Origin of the sequence: Acuticoccus kalidii (assembly GCF_021556395.1) — a bacterium.
Lineage (GTDB): Bacteria > Pseudomonadota > Alphaproteobacteria > Rhizobiales > Amorphaceae > Acuticoccus > Acuticoccus kalidii.
This window is the reverse complement of sequence record NZ_JAKGCS010000036.1, coordinates 862,480-887,839: the sequence shown is the minus strand read 5'-3', so window position 1 is coordinate 887,839 and position 25,360 is coordinate 862,480. Positions and strand designations below refer to the sequence as shown.

The window sequence follows — 25,360 nt, the reverse complement described above, 5'->3', positions numbered from 1 at the left end:
CCGATCGGTGATCCCCGCTCTCGAGCGATGTTCACGACATCCGGTGCACTGTCGGCGCGAAGCCGTCCGACGAAGCGCGGCTCGAACGGCCCAACGCCGACATCCCGCGCGGCGCTTCGTGGTTCTTCCAGATGGCGCGGGCGCCACGTCATGCGCACCGCCCGCTCTCAAATCGTTTGAACGGCCACATACCGAACCGGGCGGTAAGGTGAGAGACCTTCGCCGCCCCTCGGCCGAGGCCAATGTGGTCGATCGCACCGTCACGGACGCCGCCGCGCCGGCATCCCGCGCCGGTGCCTACAGACTGGTGAGGCCGCGTTGCGCGGAGCTATCCTCGGGATCGTCCACGAGGGGTGGGCACTTCGCGAGCCGCGCCCTCTTGCGACGCTCCCAAGTGTCCGATCGGTCATCGCCGCTCTCGGGCGGTGTCCACGACATGCGGTGCACTGTCGGCGCACCGTCGACCTCTCGGCACGAAGCCGTTCGACAGCGCACGGCATCGAGTGCCCAGCGCGTTCATGCCGGCGGCAGAAAGCGGATCGAGAACCGAGCATTTCCTGCGCCAAATTCGTTAGAGCGGTCGGATTTCGGGGATCGGAGGACGCGAATGCGACCGGCGCGCATCACGAAAAGGCTGGTGGGATGACGGAGCCCCTCACTTCGGAGCGACGGGAATCCACCCTTTAGGCCCAACTGTAAAAGACGCTGTAAAATGCGTTGTGAGGTTGGATCGGCTCAAGGGCTAACCCCTTGAAAAGGATGGTAGGCGCACCAGGGCTCGAACCTGGGACCCGCTGATTAAGAGTCAGCTGCTCTACCAACTGAGCTATGCGCCCCCGCTTGGGAAGGACGACATAGGCGAGGATCCGCCGGGCGTCAACCGCCCGACCGATCCTTCTTGTGGGTCATGCATTTTGCCCGTCGGCCTTGCGCAGATAGCACCCGGTGATGCGCCACTCTCCGCTCGGTTGACGCGCGAGCGTATAGAGCGCGGTCCATGCCTGGCCGGACGCGTCAGTGAAGCCGACCTCCTGCGCGAAGGATCGCTCGTCGATCGCCTTGGAACGCAGGAAAACCGGCGACGTCGCATCCATCACCGGCGCATAGCCACGGCGCACCATGCGGATGAAACGCTCCGATGTCGGAAACATCTGCTTCAGCTTGGGTGCGGCGAGGGCATAGGCGCCGTCGAAATCGCCGGCGCGGAAGGCGTTGAGTTGAGCCTCGATCGTCTGTCTCACGGCGAGGGGATCCGCGTGCGCGGCTCCGATCAACGCCATATAAGCCACGAGAAAGACGGGCACGACACGATGCTTCATGTCCACTCTCCTTGCTTGGTCGGAGAGGATAGCAAAGCGCGTACCAACCGGAAGTCGAAAACCAGAGATCGCGCACCGTGGCCGGACGGCGCGGCATCGGCGCAACAGGCCGGCCGCTTCAGTGATGGCCAATACGGGCAGGGCCGGACGGCCGGACCGCCGCATCAACGAGCGGCGGGCGGCGGGCGGCGGAAGCGACCGGGACGCGGCGCAAAACCCCGCGTCCGGCCTCAGCGGTTCGGACCGGTCAGCCGAGGAGCCCGCGCGCGGTGTCGCGCAAGAGCGGACCGAGATCCTCACGATCGAGACCATAAGCGAGATTGGCGCCGAGAAAGCCGATCTTGGAGCCGCAGTCGTAGGTCGTCCCCTTGAAGCGCAGCCCCTTGAAGCCGTCCTCCCGCATGAGGGTGAGCATCGAATCGGTGATCTGGATCTCGCCCCCCGCGCCCTTTTCCTGCGTGGCGAGGAGATCGAAGATCCGTGGCTTCAGGATATAGCGCCCGGTGATGATAAGGTTCGACGGCGCCGTTCCCTTCGGCGGCTTCTCGACCATGCCGGTCACGGAGAAGACGTCGCCGGACCCGTCGATCTCGACGACGCCGTATTGATCGGTCCGGTCCGGATCGACCTCCTCGACCGCGATGACGTTGGTGCCGTGCGCGTTGTAGACGTCCATCATCTGGGCCATGCAGCCGCGGTCGGACTTGATGAGCACGTCCGGCAGGAGCAGCGCGAACGGCTCGTCGCCGACGAGATGGCGCGCGCACCAGACGGCATGGCCGAGACCGAGCGGTGCCTGTTGACGGGTGAAGGAGACGTTGCCGGCGGGCGGCAGCTCGGCCTGGAGCTGTTCGAGCTGCGCGGTCTTCCCCCGCTCGCGCAGTGTCTGTTCCAGCTCGAAGGCGATGTCGAAATGATCTTCGATGACGCCTTTATTTCGCCCGGTGACGAAGATGAACTGATCGATTCCGGCCTCGATCGCCTCATCGACCACATATTGGAGCACCGGACGGTCGACGACCGTCAGCATCTCCTTCGGCATGGCCTTGGTCGCGGGCAAGAAACGAGTCCCAAGACCGGCTACGGGGAGTACGGCTTTTCGGACAGGCTGCATCAAATCGCTTTCGGTCTTTCTCTGTGCCGCGCGATGCGGCGGGCCTCAACGCTTACTGCTTAACAGGCGATAACGGAAGGTGCGTTCGCAGAGCATCCCAATGGCGAGCGACCCGATCACCCATGCGCTGTAATAATAGGGGCTGAAGAACGTGCTGGTATACTCTTGGAAATAAAATGTCCGGCAAAGCTCGGTGGAATGGAAGAACGGGTTCCACCACAACACTCTTTGAATTTGTGTCGGCAATGTGTCGGCGGTGTAAAACATACCTGACAGAATCGAGAGCGGCGCCGTCACGATCGTGAAAATAGTTCCCCAGAACGGGAACCACGTCTTGATCGTCATATTCACGCTGCAGATGCCGACCCCGATGATCATGTTGCAGACCAGCGGGATCAAAGCGAACGTGAGGTTTTGCGGCGTCGTCGTTTGATAGACGACCTTGAAAAAGAGCGTGATCAAAACGAACAGCGTGATGATGATCGCCGTGTGGGCGAACGCGCCGCCGAACATGAGGTCGAGCGGGCGAAGCTGCGGAAAGGCGAGCGCCTTGCGCATCTTGTTGAACGCCATTTGCGACCCCGTCACCGTGCCGCGAAAGCAGGCGAGGGGCAAAATGCCGGTCATCAGGAAAAGGAGGACGAAGTCGCCCATATCCGCCGTGCGCAAGCGGACGGTGGAGAAGACGAGCGTCATCAGCAAAATCTGACAGAGCGGCTCGAGAACGCCGGAGAGCACGCCGATCGGCGACTCGCGATGCTTGAGCTGCATGTCGCGCGAGGCGATCGTATAGAAAATACGCGCTTGAGATCCGATGGAACGACCGATCGTCCCCATCAAACACCCCCTTCTACGCCGGCGCGCAATGCGCGCGTCGCCGTGACACGACCGATGCGCCGGCCGCGAAGGAACCGACGCACGGATTACACATTAGCGCCGACCCGTGGCGTGAAATCGGCCGCGAGCGGATCACACGCCTTCGGATAGCACGGATCGGCATCGAGGTATCCAGCCCAATCCTGGCGGAACCGGTCCGCCTCGACAGCGCGGGCCCAGCGCCAGATCGGCCCGCCCCGCGCAAAGAGCGCATCCGTCGGCCGCTGGCCGATCGAGACGGATTCGTGATGGACCGCCATCGCGGCCGGAACGAGGCGATTGGACAAGCCGCGCGCATGCGCCTTCAGGCACAGATCGATATCGTTATAGAGAACGCCATAGCGCGCCGCGTCGAACCCGCCGAGCGCCTCGAAGAGGCCGCGCCGCACCGCCATCAGCGCCCCGGTGACGCCCGACACCGTCGTCGTGTGACGCTGGCGGCCCCCATGGCCGGCCGCCCGCCCCGGCAAGAAGCGCTCCAGATGCCGCACCCGCGCCTCCCCCGCGAGGACGAGGCCGGCATGTTGGACGCGTCCGTCCGGGTAGAGGAGCCGCGCGCCGGCGATGCCGACCTCCTCCCGCGTCGCCTCGGCGACGAGGGCCGCGAGCCAATCGGGATCGACGAACTCGAGATCATTGTTGGCGAAGACGAGGACCTCGCCGCCCGCGAGCGCGGCCCCGCGATTGGAAAGCGCGGCGAAATTGAAGGGACGATCGTCCCGGATGACGCGGATCCCGGGCCGCGCGGCCGCGCCTTCGAGGAGCGCGAGGGCGGCGGGATCCTGCGTCGCGTTGTCGAGGAGGATCAACTCGCGCGGTGCATATTGGGTGCGGTCAAGGCTTTCGAGGAAGCGGGCGAGATGTTCCGGCGCATCGCGCGTCGCCGTCACGATCGAGACGCGAGGCCCCGCGACCGCCGCGCCGGACACCGCCCGGCTGCGCGGCTTTGCGGACACCGCACGGCCCATGGCCTCGCTCACGGCCGCGCGCACCGTCCGCGATGCGAGGGGAAGCCAGGCCGCCGCCGCACCGGCCGGGCCGATCCGACGAACTGAAAAATCGGCGATCCGCACGCTGCCCCGCTGCTCACGCGGGCGCAGGAGAAGCGCCGCCGTCTCCCGTTCGACGCGGATCGTGCCGGCATGGCGCGCGCCGCCGCCGACGGGACGCAGGATGCGGATCGTATCGAGCGGCGATCGCGCCGTAACGGGATCGAGAAGCCGCGGCTCGACGAGGGCGGCGCCGCCCGTCTCGTCATAGAAGGCACCGGCGACGCGATAGCGGCCGGGCGCGAGCGGCGGGTCGAAGGCCAGGCGCAGCACGCCCGCCTCCCCGACCTCGAAGCGCTCGCCCTCCACCGCCACCGCCTCCGCGGCGATCGCGATTCGCTCGTCCCACGATGCCGGGCGCGGGACGGCCGTCGGCGCGAACCGCTCGGCGCTGCGCGGCGGCAGGCGCAGCGGCCCGATCTGCCAATCGGGAAGGACGGAGCGCCAGGGGGAAACCTTGCGGCAAGCGAAGCCGCGCACCGCGATCGCGCCGGCCTCGATCGGCATGAACCGAAGGGCGACGAGCGGATTGTCGATCGCAAAGCGGCTCGTGTGCCGCGTGCCGGTGCGCGTGACGGGAAGCGGCAGCATTCCGACGCGGGTGACGACCTCGAGACGGAGGGCGGCCGGGGTGTCGCACTCGATCTCGATCGCGTAGACGCCGGCCGGACGCTCCAATTCGACCGTCACCCACGCCGCGCGCGGGGGGAAGACGAGGCGCGCGGCGTCGAGCGTGATCCCCTCGTCGGTGCCGACCGTGCCGGCCTCGCCGACAAAGGCCGCGAGCGCCGATCGATCAGAAGACGGAGGCAAGTTCGCTGAAGGGCGGCAGAATGCGGTCCTTGTCGGAAAGGATCGCATCCTCGTTCGCGATGCCCCAATCGATCGCGACATCGGGGTCGTCGAAGCGGATACCGCCTTCGCTGTCTTTGTCGTAATATCCGTCGACCTTGTAGCAGACGGAGGTGTCGGGCTTCAGCGTGACGAAGCCGTGGGCGAAACCGTGTGGAACGAGAAGCTGGGCGCCGTTTTCGGCGGTGAGCTCGGCCGAGACCCAGCGGCCATAGGTCGGCGAATTGCGCCGGATGTCGACCGCGACGTCGAGGATCGCGCCCGCCACGCAGCGCACGAGCTTGGCCTGCGCGTAAGGCGGCGCCTGAAAATGCAGACCACGGACCGTCCCCGCGGGGCCCGAAAGGCTCTGATTGTCCTGTACGAATTCCAACCGCAGCCCAGCGTCGTCCATCCGGCGCTGGCTCCAAGTCTCCTCGAACCAACCACGACCATCATGAAAACGACGCGGTGTGATCAAAAGCACATCAGGCAATTCGAGCGGGGTGATCTCCACGCGATGACTCCTATCGGCATTTGGCCTTTTGCCATAAGCGTGTATGACGGACGCTACTGTGAGGTAAAGTGGAGTGTCGGCGCGTGTCTCGGCCGCTCATCCTTTTTGATTTGACTCGTCTTCTCAGTGCATCGGGTCGGTCCGCTCCCACCGGGATTGAGCGGGTCGAATATGCCTATGCGCGCTGGCTTCTGTCGCTGAAGAGCGTTCATGTGCGCTTCGTCGTTACCATGAACAGCTCCGTGCGGCTCGTCGCCGACAGCGAAGTCCCCGCCTTTTTGGACAAGCAGGCCCGCACATGGGCCCGCGGCGCGCGCGGTTTTTCCGCTCAGCGCGCGATCACGAACGTCAACCACTTCCTCAAGGGATCGGGCGGCCCGCCCGCCCCGCGCCTCGGCTACCTGTCCCGCGAGGAGCGCCTTCAACGACGCGAGACGAGCGGCCCGGCGGCCGACAAGAAGCCCCGCCCCTTCGCGAGCTGGGCGCAGCAGATGGCGGCGAACTGGGCGCGCGAGCCCCTCGCCCCGCTCCTTCAGAAATGGGCGCGCCGCCGGCCGGTGATCTACCTGCGCGCTTCGCTCGACCGGATGGAGCGCCCGGCGTCGATCGAACGCATCAAGGCCTTCGCGGGCGTGAAGATGGTGACACTCTGTCACGACATCATCCCGCTCGATTTCCCCGAATTCGTGCGTCCGAACGCCGCGAAACTCTGTGCGGCGCGGGTCGAGACGATGGCCCGCCACGCCGACGGCATCATCGTCTCCTCCCGCTATAGCGCCCACCGCCTCGCCCCCCACCTTCAGCCGCACCGTCCGAAAGTCCTCGTCGCCCATATCGGGATGGACACCCCGCCCGCCCCGACGACCGAGCTGCCCGACCTCGTCGAAGCGCCGTATTTCCTCGTCATCTCGACGATCGAGGCGCGCAAGAACCACCTTCTCCTCCTCAATCTGTGGCGCCGCCTCGTCGACGATATCGGGCCCGACGCGCCGAAGCTCATCATCGCCGGCAAGCGCGGCTGGGAAGCCCAGACGCCGATCGCGATGCTCGACCGGGGCGATCAGATCTCGAACGCGGTCTACGAAGCCGGCGCCGTTCCCGACAACGCGCTCGACCTTCTGCGCCGCAACGCGACCGCCGTCCTGATGCCGTCCTTCGTCGAGGGTTTCGGAATGCCGGTCGCCGAGGCGCTCGCAGTCGACACCCCCGTCATTGCATCCGACATCCCCGTCTTCCGCGAGACGGCGGGAAGCGCGGCGGAGCTGATCGACCCGCTCGACGGGCCGGCCTGGCGCGAGGCGATCCTCGATTATGCGGCGCCGGACTCCCCTCGCCGCGCCGCCGCGCTCGCGCGGGCGAAAGCCTACACCCCGCCCACCTGGGACGCCTATTTCGATTCCGTTCACGCCTTCCTGGAACAAGTCATCGGCGAACCCGCCCCCTCCTTCACCGAGCGGGCCCGGCGCGCGCTCGGGCACGTCGCGCTCGATGGCGCCGACGTCTCCCCTGCCCCACAAAAACTCTGACCATCGTGCGACCGCCCCCTCGGGGTGGTTGCCACGCACCCTGCATTCGGGCTTTAGGAACGTGGCGCCAGCGTGCGCCATCAGCGCGCGACCGTCGCTAGCCGACTAGCGGCAAGACCGATGGGAGATTCCCTTGACCGCAATTATTGATATCGTTGGCCGTGAGATCCTCGACAGTCGCGGCAACCCGACCGTCGAGGTGGACGTCCTCCTCGAGGACGGAACGCTCGGTCGTGCCGCGGTCCCCTCCGGCGCCTCCACCGGCGCCCACGAGGCCGTCGAAAAGCGCGATGGCGGCGAGCGCTATGCCGGCAAGGGCGTCCGCGAGGCCGTCGCTGCCGTCAACGGCGAGATCTTCGACACGCTGTGCGGCCTCGACGCCGAGCGCCAGCGCCATATCGACAGCCTGATGATTTCCCTCGACGGGACGCCCAACAAGGCCAGGCTCGGCGCGAACGCCATTCTCGGCGTCTCGCTCGCCGTCGCCAAGGCCGCGGCCGACGCGAGCGGGCAGCCGCTCTACCGCTATATCGGCGGCGCGAACGCCTCGATCCTCCCCGTCCCGATGATGAACATCCTGAACGGCGGGGCCCACGCGGATAACCCGATCGACTTCCAGGAATTCATGGTGATGCCGATCGGCTACGGCTCGTTCGCCGAGGCCTTGCGCGCGGGCGCGGAAATCTTCCACGCGCTGAAGTCGCGCCTCAAGAAATCCGGGCACAACACCAATGTCGGCGACGAAGGCGGCTTCGCGCCCAACATTCCGTCGGCGCGCGCCGCGCTCGACATCATCATGGAAGCCGCGAACGACGCCGGCGCCGCGATGGGCAAGGACGTGTTCCTCGCCCTCGATTGCGCGGCGACCGAGTTCGTCGCCGACGGTCAATATCGCCTCGAAGGCGAGCAGCGTACGCTGCAGCCGGCCAAGATGGTCGACTATCTCGCCGAGCTCGTCGATTCCTACCCGATCGTCTCCATCGAGGACGGCATGGGCGAGGACGATTGGGAAGGCTGGGCGATGCTCACCGAACGCGTCGGCAGCAAGTGCCAGCTCGTCGGCGATGATCTGTTCGTCACCAACGAGGCCCGCCTCGCCGAGGGCATCGCGAAGAATGTCGCGAACGCGATCCTCGTGAAGGTCAACCAGATCGGCACCCTCACCGAGACGCTCGACACCGTGGATCTCGCCCAGCGCAACGGCTACCGCGCCGTGATGAGCCACCGCTCCGGCGAGACCGAGGACGTGACGATCGCCGACCTCGCGGTGGCGACCGGTTGCGGCCAGATCAAGACCGGATCGCTCGCCCGATCTGACCGGACATCAAAATACAACCAGTTGTTGCGCATCGAAGAAGCACTCGGCCCGTCGGCCCGCTACGCTGCGCGAGGCTTGCCCGTTTAACGGGTAACACCTTTACTCAGAGTTGTGACCCGCCCATCCTCGCGAGCGATGGGCGGGGTCGCGCTGTCGTCCGCGCCCCTCCACCACGTGACGTGCGAGGCGGCTCATGGACACCATTACGATTTCCGGGACGCAGCAGGCGCAAGGCACCACGCGCCCCGGCTACACCATCGCGGCGAGCGACACGCGCTATGTCTTTCTCGGCAACGCCTTCGTCAGCGCTTTTGCGGACGGTGTCGCCGCCGACAACCACACCCGCACCATTCTCGAGATCAGCGGCACGGTCACGTCGACCGGCGCGTCAGGGGTCAACCTCGCGGGCGGGGGACAGAACACCGTCAAGGTGAAACAAGGCGCGAGCGTCTTTTCGGCGAGCGTCGCGCTCGCGGTCTCCGGCAACCGTAATACGATCGAGAATGACGGGCGCATCCTCTCCGAGCGCGCCAATGCCGTCAGCCTCACCGGCAACGGCAATAGCTTCGCCAATCACGGCGAGATCGAGGGGCTGACCAACGCGCTTTTTCTCGGCGGAAACAACAATAACGGGACGAATGCCGGCAACCTCGTCAGCGGCCTTTCCGCGATCTTCGTCAACGGCGTCAGGAACGTGTTCGACAATCGCGGGAGCATCGAGGCCGGCGAGGTCGGCGTCCGCGTCGCGGGGGACGACCTCACGCTCACCAATAGCGGCTCGATCCACGGCCGTTATGGCGCCGTCGAGACCACGACCGGCCAAAATCTCACCTTCACCAACACCGGCACGCTGACCACCGAGACCGGCGCCACCATCGCCCTCTCGACCGATGTCGCGACGATCATCAATCACGGCGTGATCGATGCCGCGAGCGATGGCGGCGAAGCGATTCGCGGCGGCGACGGGCGTGAGATCGTCACCAATAGCGGGATCATCCGCGGTGATGTCGCCCTCAATGGCGGCAACGATGTCTTCACCTTCCAAGGCGGCGGACGCGTCACCGGCACCGTCAATGGCGGCGGTGGGAACGACACGCTGACCGGCGCCGATCGCGACGATACGCTGAACGGCGATGACGGGAATGACCGCATCGTCGGCGATGGCGGCAACGATCGTCTCAGCGGCAATGCCGGCTCCGACACGATCATAGGCGGCGGCGGGTCCGACACCATCCTCGCCGGCTTCGACAACGATTTCGTCTATGGCGGCGTCGCCGGTGACCGGCTCCTCGGTGGCCCCGGCGTGGACCGCCTGTTCGGCGAGGGAGGCAACGACGAGCTCTTTGGCGAGACGGATCGCGACTCCCTTTATGGCGGCGACGGTGTCGACACGCTCTATGGCGGCCCCGACAACGATTTCCTGCATGGCCAGGAAAGCAACGACATCCTCTTCGGCGACGACGGCAACGACACCTTGATCGGCGGCGCCGGGAACGACCGCCTCCTCGGCCGCAACGGCGCCGACCGGCTCGACGGCTCCTCCGGCAACGACGCCCTTCTCGGCGGCGAGGGCAACGATACGCTCCTCGGCGCCGCCGGAAACGACACGCTCGACGGCGAGAATGACCGCGACTCGCTCGATGGCGGCGGCGGGCACGACGTCATCGAAGGCGGCAACGATTCCGACATCCTGTTCGGCAATATCGGCAACGACACGCTGCACGGCGAACGCGGCGACGACACGATCCGCGGCGGCCCCGACAACGATCTCATCATCGGCGGCGACGGGAACGACGATCTCAATGGCGAGGCCGGTCGCGACGTCATTCGCGGCGGCGTCGGCAACGACATGATTCGCGGCGGCGTCGGAGCGGATCGACTGTTCGGCGAAGGCGGCAGCGACCTTCTGATCGGCACCAAGGAGGACAACTATCTGAACGGTGGCAACAACAGCGACACGCTGTCCGGCGGCGCCGGCAACGACACCATGCTCGGCGGTGCGGGCAATGACGATCTGACCGCCTTTATCGGCAACGACAACCTCTTCGGCGGCCGTGGCAATGATGTGCTCGACGGTGGCGGCGGCAACGACCGCCTCTTCGGCGAGGACGGCAACGACAAACTGTTCGGCGGCGCGGGGAACGACCGTCTGGTCGGCGGTCGCGGGCGGGACTGGCTGAGCGGCGAAGGCGGGCGGGACACGTTCGCCTACCTCCCCCGCCACGGGCCCGACACGATTCTCGACTTTCAACCCAAAATCGACAAGCTCGACATCACCGCCTTCGGCTTCTCGCGCGCCGACCTCATCGACGCCGCGTCACAGCAAGGCTCGCAGCTCGTGATCTCGTTCGGCAACGGTCACTCAATCACCCTCGAGAATATCCGCCTCAGCGCCGTGATCGACGACATTCTCCTCTAGGCCGGAGCCGTTGCAGCAGCCTCAGCCCCAGATCTCGAGCAGGCGGCCCGTCACCGCCGCGAAGGTGCGCTCCTCGATCGCCTGACGCAGTTCGCGCATCAGACGCTGATAATAGGCGATGTTGTTCCAGGAGAGCAGCGTCGCCGCCAGCGGCTCGCCGACCCGCACGAGGTGATGGAGATAGGCGCGCGAATAATCCTGCGCGGCCGGGCAATCGAGCGTCGGGTCGAGTGGGGTGGGATCGTCGGCGAAGCGCGCATTCTTGAGGTTGAAGCGGCCCTCACTGGTGTAGGCGACGCCATGCCGCCCGGCGCGCGTCGGCATCACGCAATCGAACATGTCGATGCCGCGCGCGACGGCGCCGATGATGTCGCCCGGCGTCCCGACCCCCATGAGATAACGCGGCGCATGGGTCGGAAGATGGACCGAGACCGCCTCGACGGTCGAGAACATCTCCGCCTGCGGCTCGCCCACCGCGAGGCCGCCGACGGCATACCCCTCGAAGCCGATGGTGGTGAGCCCGCCCGCCGAGCGCGCCCGCTCGGCCGGATCCGTGCCCCCCTGGACGATGCCGAACTGAAGCCGCCCATCCGGTGCCGCCGCCTCGAAGGCGCGCCGTGCGCGGGCCGCCCAGTCGAGGCTCAGCGTCACCGACCGGCGCACCGCCTCCTCGCTCGCCGGAAGGCGGACGCACTCGTCGAGCTGCATCTGGATGTCGGAGCCGAGCTTCAACTGGATATCGACCGCGCCCTCCGGCGTGAGGCGGTGCATCGACCCGTCGACATGGCTCTTGAACGTCACCCCGTCGTCGTCGATGCGCCGCAGGGCCGACAACGACATCACCTGAAAGCCGCCCGAGTCGGTGAGGATCGTCTTCGGCCAGCGCATGAACTGGTGAAGGCCGCCGAGCGCGGCCACCCGCTCCGCCCCCGGCCGCAACATCAGATGATAGGTGTTGCCGAGGACGACTTCCGCGCCCGTCGTGAGGACGTCGCGCATCTGCATCGCCTTCACCGTCGCCTGGGTTCCGACGGGCATGAAGGTGGGGGTCTCGACGGTGCCGTGCGGGGTCGCGACCCGGCCGCGCCGGGCGCCTCCGTCGGTCGACAGCAGTGTGAAGCTCATGGATGGTCCGGAATCAGAAGCGAGGCGTCGCCGTAGGAATAGAAGCGGTAGTCGTTGCGGAGCGCATGGTCGTAGACCGCGCGCATCTGCGGCAGGCCGATCAGCGCCGCGACCAGCATCAGGAGCGTTGAGCGCGGCAGATGGAAGTTCGTCATCAACCCGTCGATCGCCTGGAAGCGATAGCCGGGGCGGATGAAGATCCGCGTCTCGCCCTTGAAGGGCGCGAGACGGCCATCCGCGGCGGCGCTTTCGAGGAGCCGCAGCGCGGTCGTGCCGACGGCGATGACGCGCCCGCCCGCCGCCTTGGTGGCGAGGATCTCGTCCACCGTTTCGGGCGCGATCTCGCCGGTTTCGGCGTGCATCTCATGCGCGTCGATCCGCTCCACCTTGACCGGCAGGAAGGTGCCCGCCCCGACATGAAGCGTCACGCGTGAGAGGCCGACCCCGTGCGCGGCGAGGCGGTCGAGAAGGGCGTCGGTAAAATGAAGGCCTGCGGTGGGCGCCGCGACCGATCCAGGCAAGTTGGCATAGACGGTCTGATAGTCGGCGAGATCCTGCGCGTCCGGGGTGCGCTTGGCCGCGATATAAGGCGGCAGCGGCATCGCGCCGGTCGGCAGCGGATCGGCCGCGAAACGGATGCGGACCGTCGGCCCGTCGCGGGTGAGGACGGTGCCCGTCACCCGCCCGTCGGCTCCGAAGCGGACGCGATCGCCGGGACCGACCCGCTTGGCGGGCTTCGCGAACGCCTGCCACAGGCCCGGCTCCTCCTCGGCGAGAAGCGTCAGCTCGACCCGCGCGGTTCCGCCCTCGCGCACCCGCTCGCCCGTCAAGCGCGCCGGGATCACCCGGCTGTCATTGACGACGAGCCGGTCCCCCTCGCGCAGAAAGGCGGCGAGATCGCGCACGTGCGCGTCGGTGATCCGGCCGCCCTCGGAGACGAGAAGCCGCGCCGCATCGCGCGGCACCGCCGGGCGCAGCGCAATCGCCGCGTCCGGGAGCACATAGTCATAGTCCGAGAGCGCCTCGCCCTCCCCCGTGGGGGCGGCGAGGTCCTCGCCCGGAATCAACCGGCCTGACCGTCGGCCGCGACCCGCGCCTTCAGGATCTTGTCCGGGTTGCGGACGGCGCCGTTGTTCTGGATCGTGCCGGCGTTGAGCGCGTCGACATGGTCCATACCGTCGACGACGCGGCCGAAGACCGTGTACTGGCCGTCAAGGCTCGGCGCCGGCGCGAACATGATGAAGAACTGCGAGTTGGCGCTGTTCGGATCGCTGGTGCGGGCCATCGACACGATCCCGCGCACGTGCGGTTCGCGGTTGAACTCGGCATTGAGGTCCGGAAGATCGGAGCCGCCGGCGCCGGTGCCCGTCGGATCACCCGTCTGGGCCATGAAGCCCGGAATCACCCGGTGAAACGGCACGCCGTCATAAAAGCCCTGGCGCGCGAGGGTCTTGATGCGCTCGACGTGTTCGGGCGCGAGGTCCGGCAGAAGCTCGATGACGACCTGCCCGTCCTCCAGCTCGAGAACGAGCGTGTTCTCCGGGTCCAGCGACGCCGCATGAGCGCTGGTGCAAAGCGCCATCGCGGCGGCGGCGAGAAGTCGTGAAATCATGGGTGGTTTCCTTATTATGGAGCAGGCCATCATCGATCCGGCTCCGACGCGTCGTCCTCGGCGCGATGTGGCCCGCCTATTCGGCGTAGCGCGCCCTGAGCCGCTCGGCCACAGCCGACGGCACGAAATCGGCGACATTTCCGCCGAGCTTGGCGATCTGCCGCACGAGTGTTCCCGTGATATGGCGAACCTGCGGCGAAGCGGGAAGAAAGACGGTCGAGATCTCCGGCCGGAGCGAGCGGTTCATGCCGGCCATCTGCATTTCGTAGTCGAAGTCCGTGGCATCGCGCAGCCCTCGGATCAGGAGGCTCGCCCCCGCCTCGGCCGCCGCCTCGGTCGCGAGACCTTGGAAGGCGACGACGTCCAGCCGGCCCTCTTTGTCCGCATCGGCGGCCGCCACGGCGGCGCGCAGCATCGCCACGCGGTCATCGAAAGAAAAAATCGGGGTCTTTCCCGGATGCACCCCGATTCCGACCACCACCCGGTCGGCGACGGCAAACGCTCGCAAGACAACGTCTAGGTGCCCGTTGGTGACGGGGTCGAAGGAGCCAGCATAGAACGCCACGCGCATATTTCAGTCCAATTGCATCGATCTTGTTAACTTTTGCCGCCGCGCCGAAACCTTAACGGAGCCCGTAAGAGGCGATGATAGCCGGCCCCAAATAGGGTAAACAATAAATAAGGATTTAGCATCTGGAATCATGGAACCGGTTTATTATTTGTACGTTGTTCTAGCACGAGCCGCTTGGACGCACCGACGCCTCACCCGCCAGACCACCGAAATCACGGTCGCGAGGGGCGCAACGAGTACGGTGACCGTTCGAGGGCGAACCGAGCAAATTGTGACGCGCATCACTTAGGCGAGGCGCGTACGAGTTTAAATCTCTAGCGTGTCACACGACCCGTGTTGGAGGGAAAAATGAACGCTGATCGTCGCATTCTGAGCCCCATTACCGCAACCGTCGCCGCTGGCTTCGTCGTGGCAGCAGCAACCTTGGGCGGCACCTTCGCAGCAGACACTCCCGCTCAGAAGGGTGATCGCTTCAAAGTGATGGGCGACAATCTGTGCGCCGGTCAGGCTTGGCCGAACCTCACCTCCGAATGCCTCGCCTGGTCGCAGGGCGAAACCGGGGTGCAACATGTGCGCTTTGTGACGATGGCCAATTCCGATCGCGACAACGGGACGACGACCCTCGCCCGTGTCCGTGACGTCACGGCGACGAACTAAGCGACCTGGATGACGCAAAAGTTCGCTTGATTTCCATCAAGAGACGTTGCGTCAGGCCCACAAAAGCCTACATGGCGATCACTCCAATTTCGGAACGGGCGGTTTTACAGGTGCGACATGCGCGGCATGTTGGTCAAAAGCTCTGTCTTGGCGGCGGCGTTCGGTGCGAGCATTGTGATTGCCGCGCTGAGCGCAAGCACGCTCTCTATTCCTGACGCGAAAAGCGGCAAGACGGACCGACTCTATCCGCTGCAACGTTCGGCCTGCCCGACCTGGGATTGCGAGAAGGACGAACCGTCCCGCTTCATCACCACGATGGAAACCGACCAGGCGAACGGCGTCACCACGCTGATGCGCTCGCGCGTCCCATCCAACTGATCGAAATCGGCAGCACCACACCCGCTTTGCGCGCGCCCGCTCTCTAGGCTCGGGTCGCCGTGCGGTCTTGTGGGATTGGTGTGCGCCATCAACGGGACGGCGCAGCCTCGGATCGTCGGGTCATCCACAAGACGAGCCGGGCGAAGCGCCCGCCCTGCGGCACGGGAAGCATCCTCCCCGTGCCGTGAAGCGGCCTATTCCTCGCCGCCGGTCTCCCCGTCGTCGGCATCCGTGCCGCCAGCCGCGTCATCGCCATTTCCGGCCTCGCCGGTGGGCAGGTCGGCAGCGCCGTCCTCTCCATCCTCGGCTTCGGCTTCCTCGGTGATCCGCTCGACGGAAACGACGCGCTCGTCCGCCGCCGTGTTGAACACGATGACGCCCTGCGTGTTGCGGCCGGCGATGCGCACCCCGTCAACCGGAACGCGGATGAGCTGGCCCGCATTGGTGACGAGCATGATCTGATCGCTCTCGTCGACCGGGAAGCCCGCGATGAGCGGGCCGTTCCGGTCGTTCACGACCATCGCCGCGATGCCCTTGCCGCCGCGCGAGGTGACGCGGAACTCGAAGGACGAGGAGCGCTTGCCATAACCGTTTTCCGAAACGGTGATGATGTGCTCCTCGGCGGCGCTCATCTCGGCATAACGCTCGAGCCCGAGATCGAAGCTGTCGTCCGCCGGCTCGTCCCCATTGATCTCCGCCGCATCCACGACCTCGCCCGCAACGGCGCGGCGACGCTTGAGATAGGCGCCCCGCTCCTCCGGCGTGGTGTCGAAATGGCGCAGGATCGACATGGAGATCACCTGATCGCCTTTGCCGAGCGCGATGCCGCGCACGCCGGTCGACGTGCGGCCGGCGAAGACGCGCAGCGAGGAGACCGGGAAGCGGATCGCCTGGCCGAGCTTCGTTGCGAGGAGAACGTCCTCGGCCGGCGTCGCGATCTGCACGCCGACAATGCCGTCCCCGTCATCGAGCTTCATCGCGATCTTGCCGGCCCGGTTCACATTGGTGAAATCGGAGAGCTTGTTGCGACGCGTGTTGCCGTTGCGGGTGGCGAAGAGGACGTCATAATCGCCCCACGAGCTCTCGTCCTCGACAAGCGGCAGGATCGAGGTGATGAACTCCCCCTCCTGCAGCGGGAGAATGTTGACGAGGGCCTTACCGCGCGCTTGCGGCGCCGCCATCGGCAGGCGCCAGACCTTCTCTTTGTAGACGATGCCACGCGAGGAGAAGAACAGGACCGGCGTGTGCGTGTTGGCGACGAAGACGCGCGTCACGAAGTCTTGATCGCGGGTCGACATCGCCGAGCGGCCCTTACCGCCGCGCCGTTGGGCGCGGTAGGTGTCGAGCGGCACGCGCTTCACGTAGCCCGCATGGGACACGGTGACAACCATGTCCTCGCGGTTGATGAAGTCCTCGTCCTCGAGGTCCGGCCCGCCTTCCATGATCTCGGTCTTGCGGTCGGTCGCGAACTGCTCGCGGACGGCGCCGAGCTCGTCCTTGATGATCTGCTGAACGCGGCTGCGCGAACGCAGGATGTCGAGATAATCGGCGATTTCCTCGGCGAGCTTCTTGAGCTCGTCGCCGATCTCGTCGCGACCGAGCGCGGTGAGGCGCTGGAGACGAAGCTCGAGGATCGCGCGCGCCTGCTCCTCTGAAAGGCGGATCGTTCCATCATCGGCGAGGCGGTGGCGCGGATCGTCGATGAGGGCGATCAGCGGGCCCATATCGTGCGCCGGCCAGTCGCGCTCCATCAAGGCGGCGCGCGCCGTCGCGGGATCGGGCGAGGTTCGGATGAGGCGGATCACCTCGTCGATATTGGCGACGGCGACGGCAAGACCGACCAAGACGTGCGCCCGATCACGGGCCTTGCCGAGAAGATACTTCGTGCGGCGGGCGATCACCTCCTCGCGGAAGCCGATAAAGGCCGAGAGGAGATCCTTGAGGTTGAGCTGCTCCGGCCGCCCGCCGTTCAGCGCCACCATGTTGCAGCCGAACGAGGTCTGCAGCGGGGAGAAGCGATAAAGCTGGTTGAGCACGACATCGGCGTTCGCATCGCGCTTCAGCTCGATGACGACGCGCATACCGTCGCGGTCGGATTCGTCGCGCAGGTCTGAGATGCCCTCGACGCGCTTGTCGCGCACGAGATCGGCGATCTTCTCGACCATGGTGGACTTGTTCACCTGGTAGGGAATTTCGTCGATGATGAGGGCTTCGCGGTCGCGCCCCATCTGCTCGACACGGACCTTGCCGCGCATCAGCACCGAGCCGCGCCCGGTCTCATAGGAGGAGCGGATACCGCCGCGCCCCATGATGATGCCACCCGTCGGAAAGTCCGGGCCCGGCACGATCTGCGTGAGTTCGGAAATCGTCATCGCCGGTTCGTCGATCAGTGCGACCGTCGCGTCGATGATTTCGCCGAGATTGTGGGGCGGAATGTTCGTCGCCATGCCGACGGCGATGCCGCCCGCGCCGTTAACGAGAAGGTTCGGAAACCGCGCCGGCAGGACCATGGGCTCGCGCTCCGAGCCGTCATAGTTGTCCTGGAAATTGACGGTGTCCTTGTCGATGTCCTCGAGGAGCGAGCCGGAAACGCGCTCGAGGCGCACCTCCGTGTAACGCATGGCCGCCGGGGAATCGCCGTCGATCGAGCCGAAATTGCCCTGCCCGTCGACGAGCGGAACGCGCATCGAGAACGGTTGCGCCATGCGCACGAGAGCGTCGTAGATCGCCTGATCGCCGTGCGGGTGATATTTACCCATGACGTCGCCGACGACGCGGGACGACTTCTTATAGGGCCGATTCCACTCGTACCCGTTCTCGTGCATCGTGTAGAGGATGCGCCGGTGCACGGGCTTGAGACCGTCGCGCGCATCGGGAAGCGCACGGCTGACGATGACGGACATCGCGTAGCCGAGGAACGACTTCTCCATCTCCTGGGTGATGGAGATCCCGGAGATGCCGTCGCCACCGGAAGCCGGAGGCGTACCACCGGGATCCTGCGGTCCGCCGGTGCCTGCGTCTGCGGAACTATCGTCGCTCACAAAACGTCTGCCTGTCTGATGGGAGTTCCTCTTAGCTAGGCGATTTGCCCGGCATTTGCCACCCGTCGCGACTCACAGTCCAACGCTAGAGCACCAGCCCGCCCGATCGAACGGATCGCGCGGGCCGTCATGCTCGCCGTGACGGCGACCGAAACCCGAAGATCAGCCGGCCCGCGTGTTGCCGTTCCGGTCGCGCACCGCAATGACCCGCAAGATGATCTTGGCGTCCTTGCCGTAGAGCGGCCGGCCCGCCGTGATCCCGAATTTGGTGCGGTCCACAGTCCCCTCGAGGCGGATCGCGAGGCGGCGCGGCTGGTTGCGCAACACCTCGCCGGTGAACTCCACCGGGTGCGAGACGCCCTTGATCGTCAGGATCCCGCTCAGCATCGCGCGGTCGCCCTTGATGCTGCCGCCGGTCGCCCGGAAGCGGATGCTCGGATACTTCGCGACGTCGAAACCGAAGCGGCCCTTCAGCGTCGACACCGTTCCGCTGCTTTTGGAGGAGACCGAGCGCGCGTCGATGCTGGCCTGCCCTCCGGTCACGACGCCGCCGCTGCCGAAGGTGATCTCGCCGTCGGCGAAGCTCATCTGAGCGCCGGTCCTGCGACTGTCTTGAGAGACGACGAAGCGGACCTGGGCGCGGTCGGGCACGAAGCGATAGACGCCGGGCGTCACATCGGCCATCGCCGTCACGGCGAAGAGCGGCACCAGGAGGACGACGGCGAGGAACACGGTGAAGGCGCGGCGCGCCGATGCGTGCACCGCGCCGATATAGGGCGCGTGGCGCAGCGCCGGCGCCACGCTTTGGAGGTATGAGGCTTCGAGACCAGACATGATACGCGTCCTATTCCAATGATGGGCAAACCTCACGCGGCTTGCCTGAACCTCAGCGGAACGGAGACTGGACCGGCAGCGGCCTCCTGACAATTCGTCGGGCCGATCGGATCGCTCGGCGGAACGGCGGACCGTTCCGCCGCGTCAGAACGGGATGTCGTCGTCGAACGGCTCGTCGGCCGGCATCGGGCGCGAATTACCGCCACCACCCGCACCGCCGCCGCCAGCGCCGCCGCCGCCATAACCGCCCCGGTCGCCGCCGCCACCCGAACCGCGATCGAACTCGCCGCCGCCGCCATTGCGCCCATCGAGCATCTGGATCACGCCGCCGAAGCCCTGAACCGCCACCTCGGTGGTGTAGCGCTTCTGGCCCTGCTGATCCTCCCACTCGCGGGTCTGGAGCTGACCCTCGACGTAGATTTTCGAGCCCTTGCGCAGATACTGCTCGACGACCCGGCACAGCCCTTCGGAAAACACCACGACACGATGCCATTCGGTGCGCTCGCGGCGCTCACCCGAATTGCGGTCGCGCCACGATTCCGACGTCGCAAGCCGCAGGTTGGCGATCGGACGGCCATCCTGCGTGCGGCGAATTTCCGGGTCGGCACCCAGATTGCCGATCAAGATCACCTTGTTGACGCTGCCAGCCATAGTCCCCTCCAGTCCGATTGCCTGCTTCGTCCCGACGACGCACAAAGCGCGCGCACATCAAGGGACGCTAAAAACCTCTCGCGGTCCATCCGTCTATCGCGCCACGGTCCGCACTTCAGCCCGAATCCGTGCCGGAATCGCCGACAGTCCACATCGCATTGCGCTGGCGGCCGTCGCCGATCACACCAGCCTTTCGCGTCCGGCCCGGCGCTGGTCGCGGATGCGCTCGCGCGCCTCTTCCCGGTCGTCCGCCTCCGAGATCTTTCGCTCGATGGTCGACGCCTCGCGCGGCCCGAGCCATCCACCGAGACCGAGTCGCCCCAGCGCGGACGCGACATTCTGCGGCGGTCGGTCGATCACCCGCGCGAACGGCGAGGTGAGGCCGACGATCCGCGAGGCGGGCGCGCGATCCCAGGCGTCGATATAATCCGCCGCGGTCAGCATCACCTTGGCGAGCGACTCGAGTTCGGCCGGGGAAAGTCCGACCGGATCGGACGGCGTCTCCGTCGGCGCGGGCAGACGGATGCCGAAATCGCGCTCCAGCATCGCAAGATGGGGCTCCGCCTGGACCGCCGCCATCGCGAGCGCGGGCTCCGGTATGACGTAGCGGGGCCCCTCGATCGCCTCGAAAATCCGAATGAGGCGCTGGGGCACGGGCGGATCGTCGACGAGCCTGTTCGCCGCGTCGATCAGATGGATGCCGAGGACGGAAAGCCCCTCGTTCACCTGAACCCGTGTCATGTCGGGCGCCGCATCGAGGGCGCCCATCACGCCGAGCACGTCGTCGATGACATCGCCATTCGTTAATAGCGGGCGCGCGAACGGGCGGACGATGAGATTGTCGGCGCCGACGGCCTTGCGCCAGGTCGCGATGAGATCGGTCAGGTCGAGGATCCGCGGCTCGGCGACGATCGCGGCGAGCGGCCGGCCGATCCGGGCCCCCTGATGGGCTGCGCTCGCCGCATAGGTCACCGGATGGCGTACATAAAGAAGCACCTTCACCCGCCGCGCGAACCGCCTCAGGTGCTCCACGAACGCCTGAGCCTGCGCCCGTGTACATCGCACGAACGCCTCCGACCCGATAAAGGCGCGCGGGAGCTTGCTCGCGGCGATATCGTCCGTCAGCTCTCTCAACGGCTTGCACTTCGTCAGATCGTCGGCATACCCCTGGGCGATCCGGGCGAAACGGTGATGCGTCCGATTGCGCGTGTCGTAGAAAACGCCATGCCGCGCGAGCACGGAGGCGCTTTCATAGAAGGTCGCCTGAAGCGAGGTCGTCCCGGTTTTTGGGTGGCCGATATGTAACGTCAACTCGTCGATCACACAGTGACTCCAAGAACGGGGAGCAGAGACCAAAAAGAGAACGAATCTCGCTCCCAGGCATTGACCGCGACGTCCCGCGGCTCCACGTTGCCTCTCCGGTCCCACATTTCCATGCGATATGCCATGTCAGAGCGCAAGCTCGTCGTCCGCGGTGCGCGGGAACACAATCTCAAGAACGTGGATGTCGAGCTGCCGCGTGACAGCTTGATCGTGTTCACCGGCCTCTCCGGCTCCGGCAAATCGTCGCTCGCCTTCGACACCATCTATGCCGAAGGCCAGCGTCGCTATGTCGAGAGCCTGTCGGCCTATGCCCGACAATTCCTCGAGATGATGCAGAAACCGGACGTCGACCAGATCGACGGCCTGTCCCCCGCCATCTCGATCGAACAGAAGACGACATCGCGCAATCCGCGCTCCACCGTCGGCACCGTCACCGAGATCTACGACTATATGCGCCTTTTGTGGGCGCGCGTCGGCATCCCCTACTCGCCCGCGACCGGCCTTCCGATCGAGAGCCAGACCGTCAGCCAGATGGTCGACAAGGTGCTCGCTCTGCCGGAGAAGACGCGGCTCTATCTCCTCGCGCCGATCGTCCGCGACCGCAAGGGCGAGTATCGCAAGGAGCTCGCCGAGCTGCAGAAGAAGGGCTTTCAGCGCGTCAAGATCGACGGCACCTTCTACGAGATCGAGGACGCTCCCGCCCTCGACAAGAAGTACAAGCACGATATCGACGTCGTCGTCGACCGAGTGTCGACGCGGCCCGACCTTGCGACCCGCCTCGCCGATTCCATCGAGACCGCGCTTCGCCTCGCCGACGGCATCGCGATCGCCGAGTTCGCCGACGAGACGGAGGGCGAGGAGCCGCGCCGCATCGTCTTTTCGGAAAAGTTCGCCTGCCCGGTCTCCGGCTTCACCATCGCCGAAATCGAGCCGCGGCTCTTCTCGTTCAACGCCCCGACCGGCGCCTGCCCGACCTGCGACGGTCTCGGCACGACGTTGAGCTTCGAGCCCAACCTCGTCGTTCCCGACACGAACCTGACGCTCGCCGGCGGCGCGGTCCTTCCCTGGGCGCGGACGGGCAACACGAGCCCATATTATACGCAGACCCTCCAATCGATCTGCGCCCATTTCGGCGCCGACATGACGACCCCGTGGGACGACCTCCCCCAGACTGTGCGCGACGTCATCCTCTACGGCTCGAAGCGCGAGAAGATCGCCTTCACCTATGATGACGGCCTGCGCTCCTACACCACGAAGAAGACTTTCGAGGGTGTGATCACCAACATCGAGCGGCGCTGGAACGAGACCGATTCCCAATGGGTGCGCGACGAGCTGTCCCGCTACCAGTCCGATGCGCCCTGCCCGACCTGCCACGGCTATCGCCTGCGCGAGGAAGCGCTCGCCGTGAAGATCGCCAGCCGCCATATCGGCGAGGTGACGCAACTCGCGATCCGCGACGCCGCGCCCTGGTTCGAAACGCTCGACGCCCATTTGTCCGATCAGCAACGCGAGATCGCCCGCGCGATCCTCAAGGAGATCCAGGACCGGCTGCGCTTCCTCGTCGATGTCGGGCTCGACTATCTGCAGCTCTCGCGCGGCTCGCGGACGCTCTCGGGCGGCGAAAGCCAGCGCATCCGCCTCGCCTCGCAGATCGGATCGGGCCTCACCGGCGTCCTCTACGTCCTCGACGAGCCGTCCATCGGCCTTCACCAGCGCGACAATGCGCGCCTGATCGAGACGCTGAAGCGGCTCCGCGATCTCGGCAACACCGTCATCGTCGTCGAGCATGACGAGGACGCGATCCTCGCCGCCGATTATGTCCTCGATATCGGCCCCGGCGCCGGCGTCCACGGCGGCGAGATCGTCGCCGAGGGCACGCCGGGCGAGGTGATCGCCAATCCGAAATCGCTGACCGGCCAGTATCTGTCCGGCGGCATCGAGATCCCGTTGCCGGACAAGCGCCGCGCGAAGAAAAAGGGCCGCTCGATCGAGGTCGTGAACGCCACGGGCAACAACCTCAAGGGCGTCTCCGCCGAGATCCCCCTCGGCCTCTTCACCGCGATCACCGGCGTCTCCGGCTCCGGCAAGTCGACTTTCGTGATCGAGACGCTGTTCCGCGCCGTCTCCCGCAAGTTGAACAAGAGCCGCGAGCAACCTGCCCCGCACGAGACGATCACCGGCCTTCAGAATCTCGACAAGATCATCGACATCGACCAGTCGCCGATCGGCCGCACCCCGCGCTCCAATCCCGCCACCTATACCGGCGCGTTCACCCCGATCCGCGAATGGTTCGCGGGGCTACCGGAGGCGAAGGCGCGCGGCTATGGGCCGGGGCGCTTCTCGTTCAACGTGAAGGGTGGGCGCTGCGAGGCGTGCCAGGGCGACGGCGTCATCAAGATCGAGATGCACTTCCTGCCGGACGTCTACGTCACCTGCGACGTGTGCAAGGGCAGGCGCTATAATCGCGAGACGCTGGAAATCGAGTTCAAGGGCAAATCGATCTCCGACGTCCTCGAGATGACGGTGGAGGAAGGGTGCGAGTTCTTCGCCGCCGTCCCCGCCGTCCGCGACAAGCTCGTGACGCTGCGCGAGGTCGGGCTCGGTTATATCCGCATCGGCCAGCAGGCGACGACGCTGTCGGGCGGCGAGGCGCAGCGCATCAAGCTCGCCAAGGAATTGTCGAAGCGGGCGACCGGCCGCACGCTCTATATCCTCGACGAGCCGACGACCGGCCTTCACTTCCACGACGTCGCCAAACTGCTCGAGGTGCTCCACCAGCTCGTCGACACCGGCAACACCGTCGTCGTCATCGAGCACAATCTGGAGGTCATCAAGACCGCCGATTGGATCATCGATCTCGGCCCCGAAGGCGGCGATGGTGGCGGCGAGATCGTCGCGATCGGCAAGCCCGAGGCGATCGTGAAGGAAAAGCGCAGCTATACGGGCCAGTTCCTCGCCGAGCTTCTCGACCGCCGCCCAGGCTCGAAACAGGCCGCTGAATAACGGGTTAATCGGCCGCGGCGCGGATGCGGATTGCTGCTATGCAGCAAGCCGCGGTCGGACCAGCCATGCTTTTACGGATGATTACATCCTCAGCACGGCCGCCTAGATCGTTGGCAACGAAAGCGACCAGCGATACCTAGGAGTTTATCCCATGCTGCAACGCATCACGCGCGCCCTGCACAATTGGCGTGCATCTGCCGAGACTGCCGAACAACTGGCCCGTCTGTCCGACGAGCAGCTTCGCGATATCGGTCTGACCCGTGGCGAGATCCCCTTCGTCCTCCGTCAGATCCGCACGCACTAACTCCCGCCTTTCGCCCACGGGCGAAGGGTAAGGACGCCGGCGATGCCGGGCCGTCCGCGTCGCATCAGCGACGCACACCGGAGCCGACATCGACGCCAGCGGCGACCGCCGCGCCGATGTCGGCCCGCAACCTCTTCAAAATATCGAAATCGCATGTCGGGGCCTGGCTCCCACGAGCCGCTCGTGACGCCCGCGCCGCCCGTTCGCCAGATTGGCGAGGCGGCGGGGCGAAGCGGCCTGGCCGATAAAGCGGCGCGATGCGCTGGCTCAGCTCGCCCCAGACCGCTCGAACCATGTCGTCAGCGGCATGACGTCCGGCTTTGCCCCATTGGGATGCGGCCAGGAATCGATGGCCCATGGCGTCCCGGTCTTGTCGACGACGACGGCGGTCGCGTGGGGATAGCGACCATCGAGGAAGAAGCCGCGCGCGACCGGGCTGCCGAGCGTATGGAAGCGCAAAAACCCGTTATTCTTCGCGATGATCAGATAACTCGTGGTGTTGGTCGCTTCGTCGATGCAGTCCATCTGCCCGCGCTGGCCGGCATTCACGATATCGAGACCGCCGACATCGTTTTCAGAGCCGACCTCCGGCGCGACGCGCTTTTCGGCCCAGGCGATATAATTGGCGATCGCCGCACGCTCGTCGCTCGCGGATTTGGGCCGGCCGAAGATCTTCGCCATCGCCCGGATATCCGCCTGCGAGAACCCGACCGAGGTTTTGAGATGGCACCCGAATCCGTGACACACCGAAACGCGGTTATTGTCCTGCGGCGGAACCGCATCACGCATGGCATACCAGGCCATCGGCTCGCCGCGATACTGCGACATGCACCCGGCCAAGCCCACGCAAACGAGACCGAGCACTCCGAAAAAACGCAACAAGCCGTCCTCC

Annotated in this window: 21 protein-coding genes and 1 tRNA gene; 7 read left to right on the top strand and 15 right to left on the bottom strand. The window is 66.0% G+C overall.

Features of this window, described 5'->3' with window-relative positions:
* Positions 1-760: 760 nt before the first annotated feature.
* From L1787_RS25005 to rfbC, 6 genes are all read right to left on the bottom strand, one after another.
* Positions 761-836, bottom strand: a tRNA-Lys gene (locus L1787_RS25005).
* A gap of 69 nt (positions 837-905) precedes the next feature.
* Complete coding sequence (locus L1787_RS25000; protein WP_235711816.1) at positions 906-1,319, bottom strand: DUF4864 domain-containing protein; 414 nt, start codon at positions 1,317-1,319, stop codon at positions 906-908.
* 247 nt (positions 1,320-1,566) lie between these two features.
* Positions 1,567-2,433, bottom strand: a complete 867-nt coding sequence (gene galU, locus L1787_RS24995) for a UTP--glucose-1-phosphate uridylyltransferase GalU (protein WP_235711815.1) — start codon at positions 2,431-2,433, stop codon at positions 1,567-1,569.
* 45 nt (positions 2,434-2,478) lie between these two features.
* Positions 2,479-3,270, bottom strand: a complete 792-nt coding sequence (locus L1787_RS24990; RefSeq protein WP_235711814.1) for an ABC transporter permease — start codon at positions 3,268-3,270, stop codon at positions 2,479-2,481.
* Between the two features lie 86 nt (positions 3,271-3,356).
* Positions 3,357-5,171: a glycosyltransferase family 2 protein gene (locus L1787_RS24985; RefSeq protein ID WP_235711813.1), complete on the bottom strand. Its 1,815-nt coding sequence runs from the start codon at positions 5,169-5,171 to the stop codon at positions 3,357-3,359.
* Complete coding sequence (gene rfbC / locus L1787_RS24980) at positions 5,155-5,706, bottom strand: dTDP-4-dehydrorhamnose 3,5-epimerase (RefSeq protein WP_235711812.1); 552 nt, start codon at positions 5,704-5,706, stop codon at positions 5,155-5,157. The genes L1787_RS24985 and rfbC overlap by 17 nt, the downstream gene beginning before the upstream one ends.
* 212 nt (positions 5,707-5,918) lie before the next feature.
* Between rfbC and L1787_RS26185 the strand changes: the two genes are divergently transcribed.
* The 3 genes from L1787_RS26185 (at position 5,919) to L1787_RS24965 (ending at position 10,969) form a co-directional block, all read left to right on the top strand.
* Entirely contained in the window at positions 5,919-7,232 is a 1,314-nt protein-coding gene (locus tag L1787_RS26185; RefSeq protein WP_235711811.1) for a glycosyltransferase family 4 protein, read from the top strand.
* Between the two features lie 133 nt (positions 7,233-7,365).
* Positions 7,366-8,637, top strand: coding sequence for a phosphopyruvate hydratase (eno, locus tag L1787_RS24970; protein ID WP_235711810.1), 1,272 nt, complete (start codon positions 7,366-7,368; stop codon positions 8,635-8,637).
* A gap of 106 nt (positions 8,638-8,743) precedes the next feature.
* On the top strand, positions 8,744-10,969 hold the full coding sequence (locus L1787_RS24965; RefSeq protein WP_235711809.1) for a calcium-binding protein: 2,226 nt from the start codon (positions 8,744-8,746) through the stop codon (positions 10,967-10,969).
* 21 nt (positions 10,970-10,990) lie between these two features.
* Here the strand turns inward: L1787_RS24965 and tgt are convergent, their stop codons facing one another.
* From tgt to coaD, 4 genes are all read right to left on the bottom strand, one after another.
* The gene (gene tgt / locus L1787_RS24960; RefSeq protein ID WP_235711808.1) at positions 10,991-12,094 is read right to left on the bottom strand and encodes a tRNA guanosine(34) transglycosylase Tgt; all 1,104 of its coding nucleotides are present in this window, start codon (positions 12,092-12,094) and stop codon (positions 10,991-10,993) included.
* Positions 12,091-13,158: a tRNA preQ1(34) S-adenosylmethionine ribosyltransferase-isomerase QueA gene (queA, locus tag L1787_RS24955; protein WP_235711957.1), complete on the bottom strand. Its 1,068-nt coding sequence runs from the start codon at positions 13,156-13,158 to the stop codon at positions 12,091-12,093. The genes tgt and queA overlap by 4 nt, the downstream gene beginning before the upstream one ends.
* A complete protein-coding gene (locus L1787_RS24950; RefSeq protein WP_235711807.1) occupies positions 13,158-13,706 on the bottom strand; it encodes a peptidylprolyl isomerase in 549 nt (182 codons plus the stop codon). Before L1787_RS24950 ends, queA begins: the two co-directional genes overlap by 1 nt.
* A gap of 76 nt (positions 13,707-13,782) precedes the next feature.
* Positions 13,783-14,277, bottom strand: a complete 495-nt coding sequence (gene coaD / locus L1787_RS24945) for a pantetheine-phosphate adenylyltransferase (RefSeq protein WP_235711806.1) — start codon at positions 14,275-14,277, stop codon at positions 13,783-13,785.
* Positions 14,278-14,625: 348 nt separating this feature from the next.
* Between coaD and L1787_RS24940 the strand changes: the two genes are divergently transcribed.
* Positions 14,626-14,934, top strand: coding sequence for a hypothetical protein (locus L1787_RS24940; protein ID WP_235711805.1), 309 nt, complete (start codon positions 14,626-14,628; stop codon positions 14,932-14,934).
* Positions 14,935-15,051: 117 nt separating this feature from the next.
* A complete protein-coding gene (locus tag L1787_RS24935; protein ID WP_235711804.1) occupies positions 15,052-15,312 on the top strand; it encodes a hypothetical protein in 261 nt (86 codons plus the stop codon).
* 194 nt (positions 15,313-15,506) lie between these two features.
* Here the strand turns inward: L1787_RS24935 and gyrA are convergent, their stop codons facing one another.
* The 4 genes from gyrA to L1787_RS24915 form a co-directional block, all read right to left on the bottom strand.
* Positions 15,507-18,242 carry a DNA gyrase subunit A gene (gene gyrA / locus L1787_RS24930; RefSeq protein WP_235711956.1) on the bottom strand — a complete coding sequence of 912 codons (2,736 nt, stop codon included), beginning with the start codon at positions 18,240-18,242 and terminating at the stop codon, positions 15,507-15,509.
* Between the two features lie 273 nt (positions 18,243-18,515).
* On the bottom strand, positions 18,516-19,187 hold the full coding sequence (locus L1787_RS24925) for a YceI family protein (protein ID WP_235711803.1): 672 nt from the start codon (positions 19,185-19,187) through the stop codon (positions 18,516-18,518).
* Between the two features lie 144 nt (positions 19,188-19,331).
* Positions 19,332-19,838, bottom strand: a complete 507-nt coding sequence (locus tag L1787_RS24920) for a single-stranded DNA-binding protein (RefSeq protein WP_235711802.1) — start codon at positions 19,836-19,838, stop codon at positions 19,332-19,334.
* A gap of 180 nt (positions 19,839-20,018) precedes the next feature.
* Positions 20,019-21,161 carry a hypothetical protein gene (locus tag L1787_RS24915; protein ID WP_235711801.1) on the bottom strand — a complete coding sequence of 381 codons (1,143 nt, stop codon included), beginning with the start codon at positions 21,159-21,161 and terminating at the stop codon, positions 20,019-20,021.
* A 123-nt stretch (positions 21,162-21,284) separates the two neighbouring features.
* Between L1787_RS24915 and uvrA the strand changes: the two genes are divergently transcribed.
* Both uvrA and L1787_RS24905 read left to right on the top strand, forming a co-directional pair.
* Entirely contained in the window at positions 21,285-24,164 is a 2,880-nt protein-coding gene (uvrA, locus tag L1787_RS24910) for an excinuclease ABC subunit UvrA (RefSeq protein WP_235711800.1), read from the top strand.
* A gap of 151 nt (positions 24,165-24,315) precedes the next feature.
* Positions 24,316-24,468, top strand: a complete 153-nt coding sequence (locus tag L1787_RS24905; protein ID WP_235711799.1) for a DUF1127 domain-containing protein — start codon at positions 24,316-24,318, stop codon at positions 24,466-24,468.
* 267 nt (positions 24,469-24,735) lie between these two features.
* Here L1787_RS24905 and L1787_RS24900 read toward each other — a convergent pair whose 3' ends face one another.
* Positions 24,736-25,149: a hypothetical protein gene (locus L1787_RS24900; protein WP_235711798.1), complete on the bottom strand. Its 414-nt coding sequence runs from the start codon at positions 25,147-25,149 to the stop codon at positions 24,736-24,738.
* Positions 25,150-25,360 lie beyond the last annotated feature (211 nt).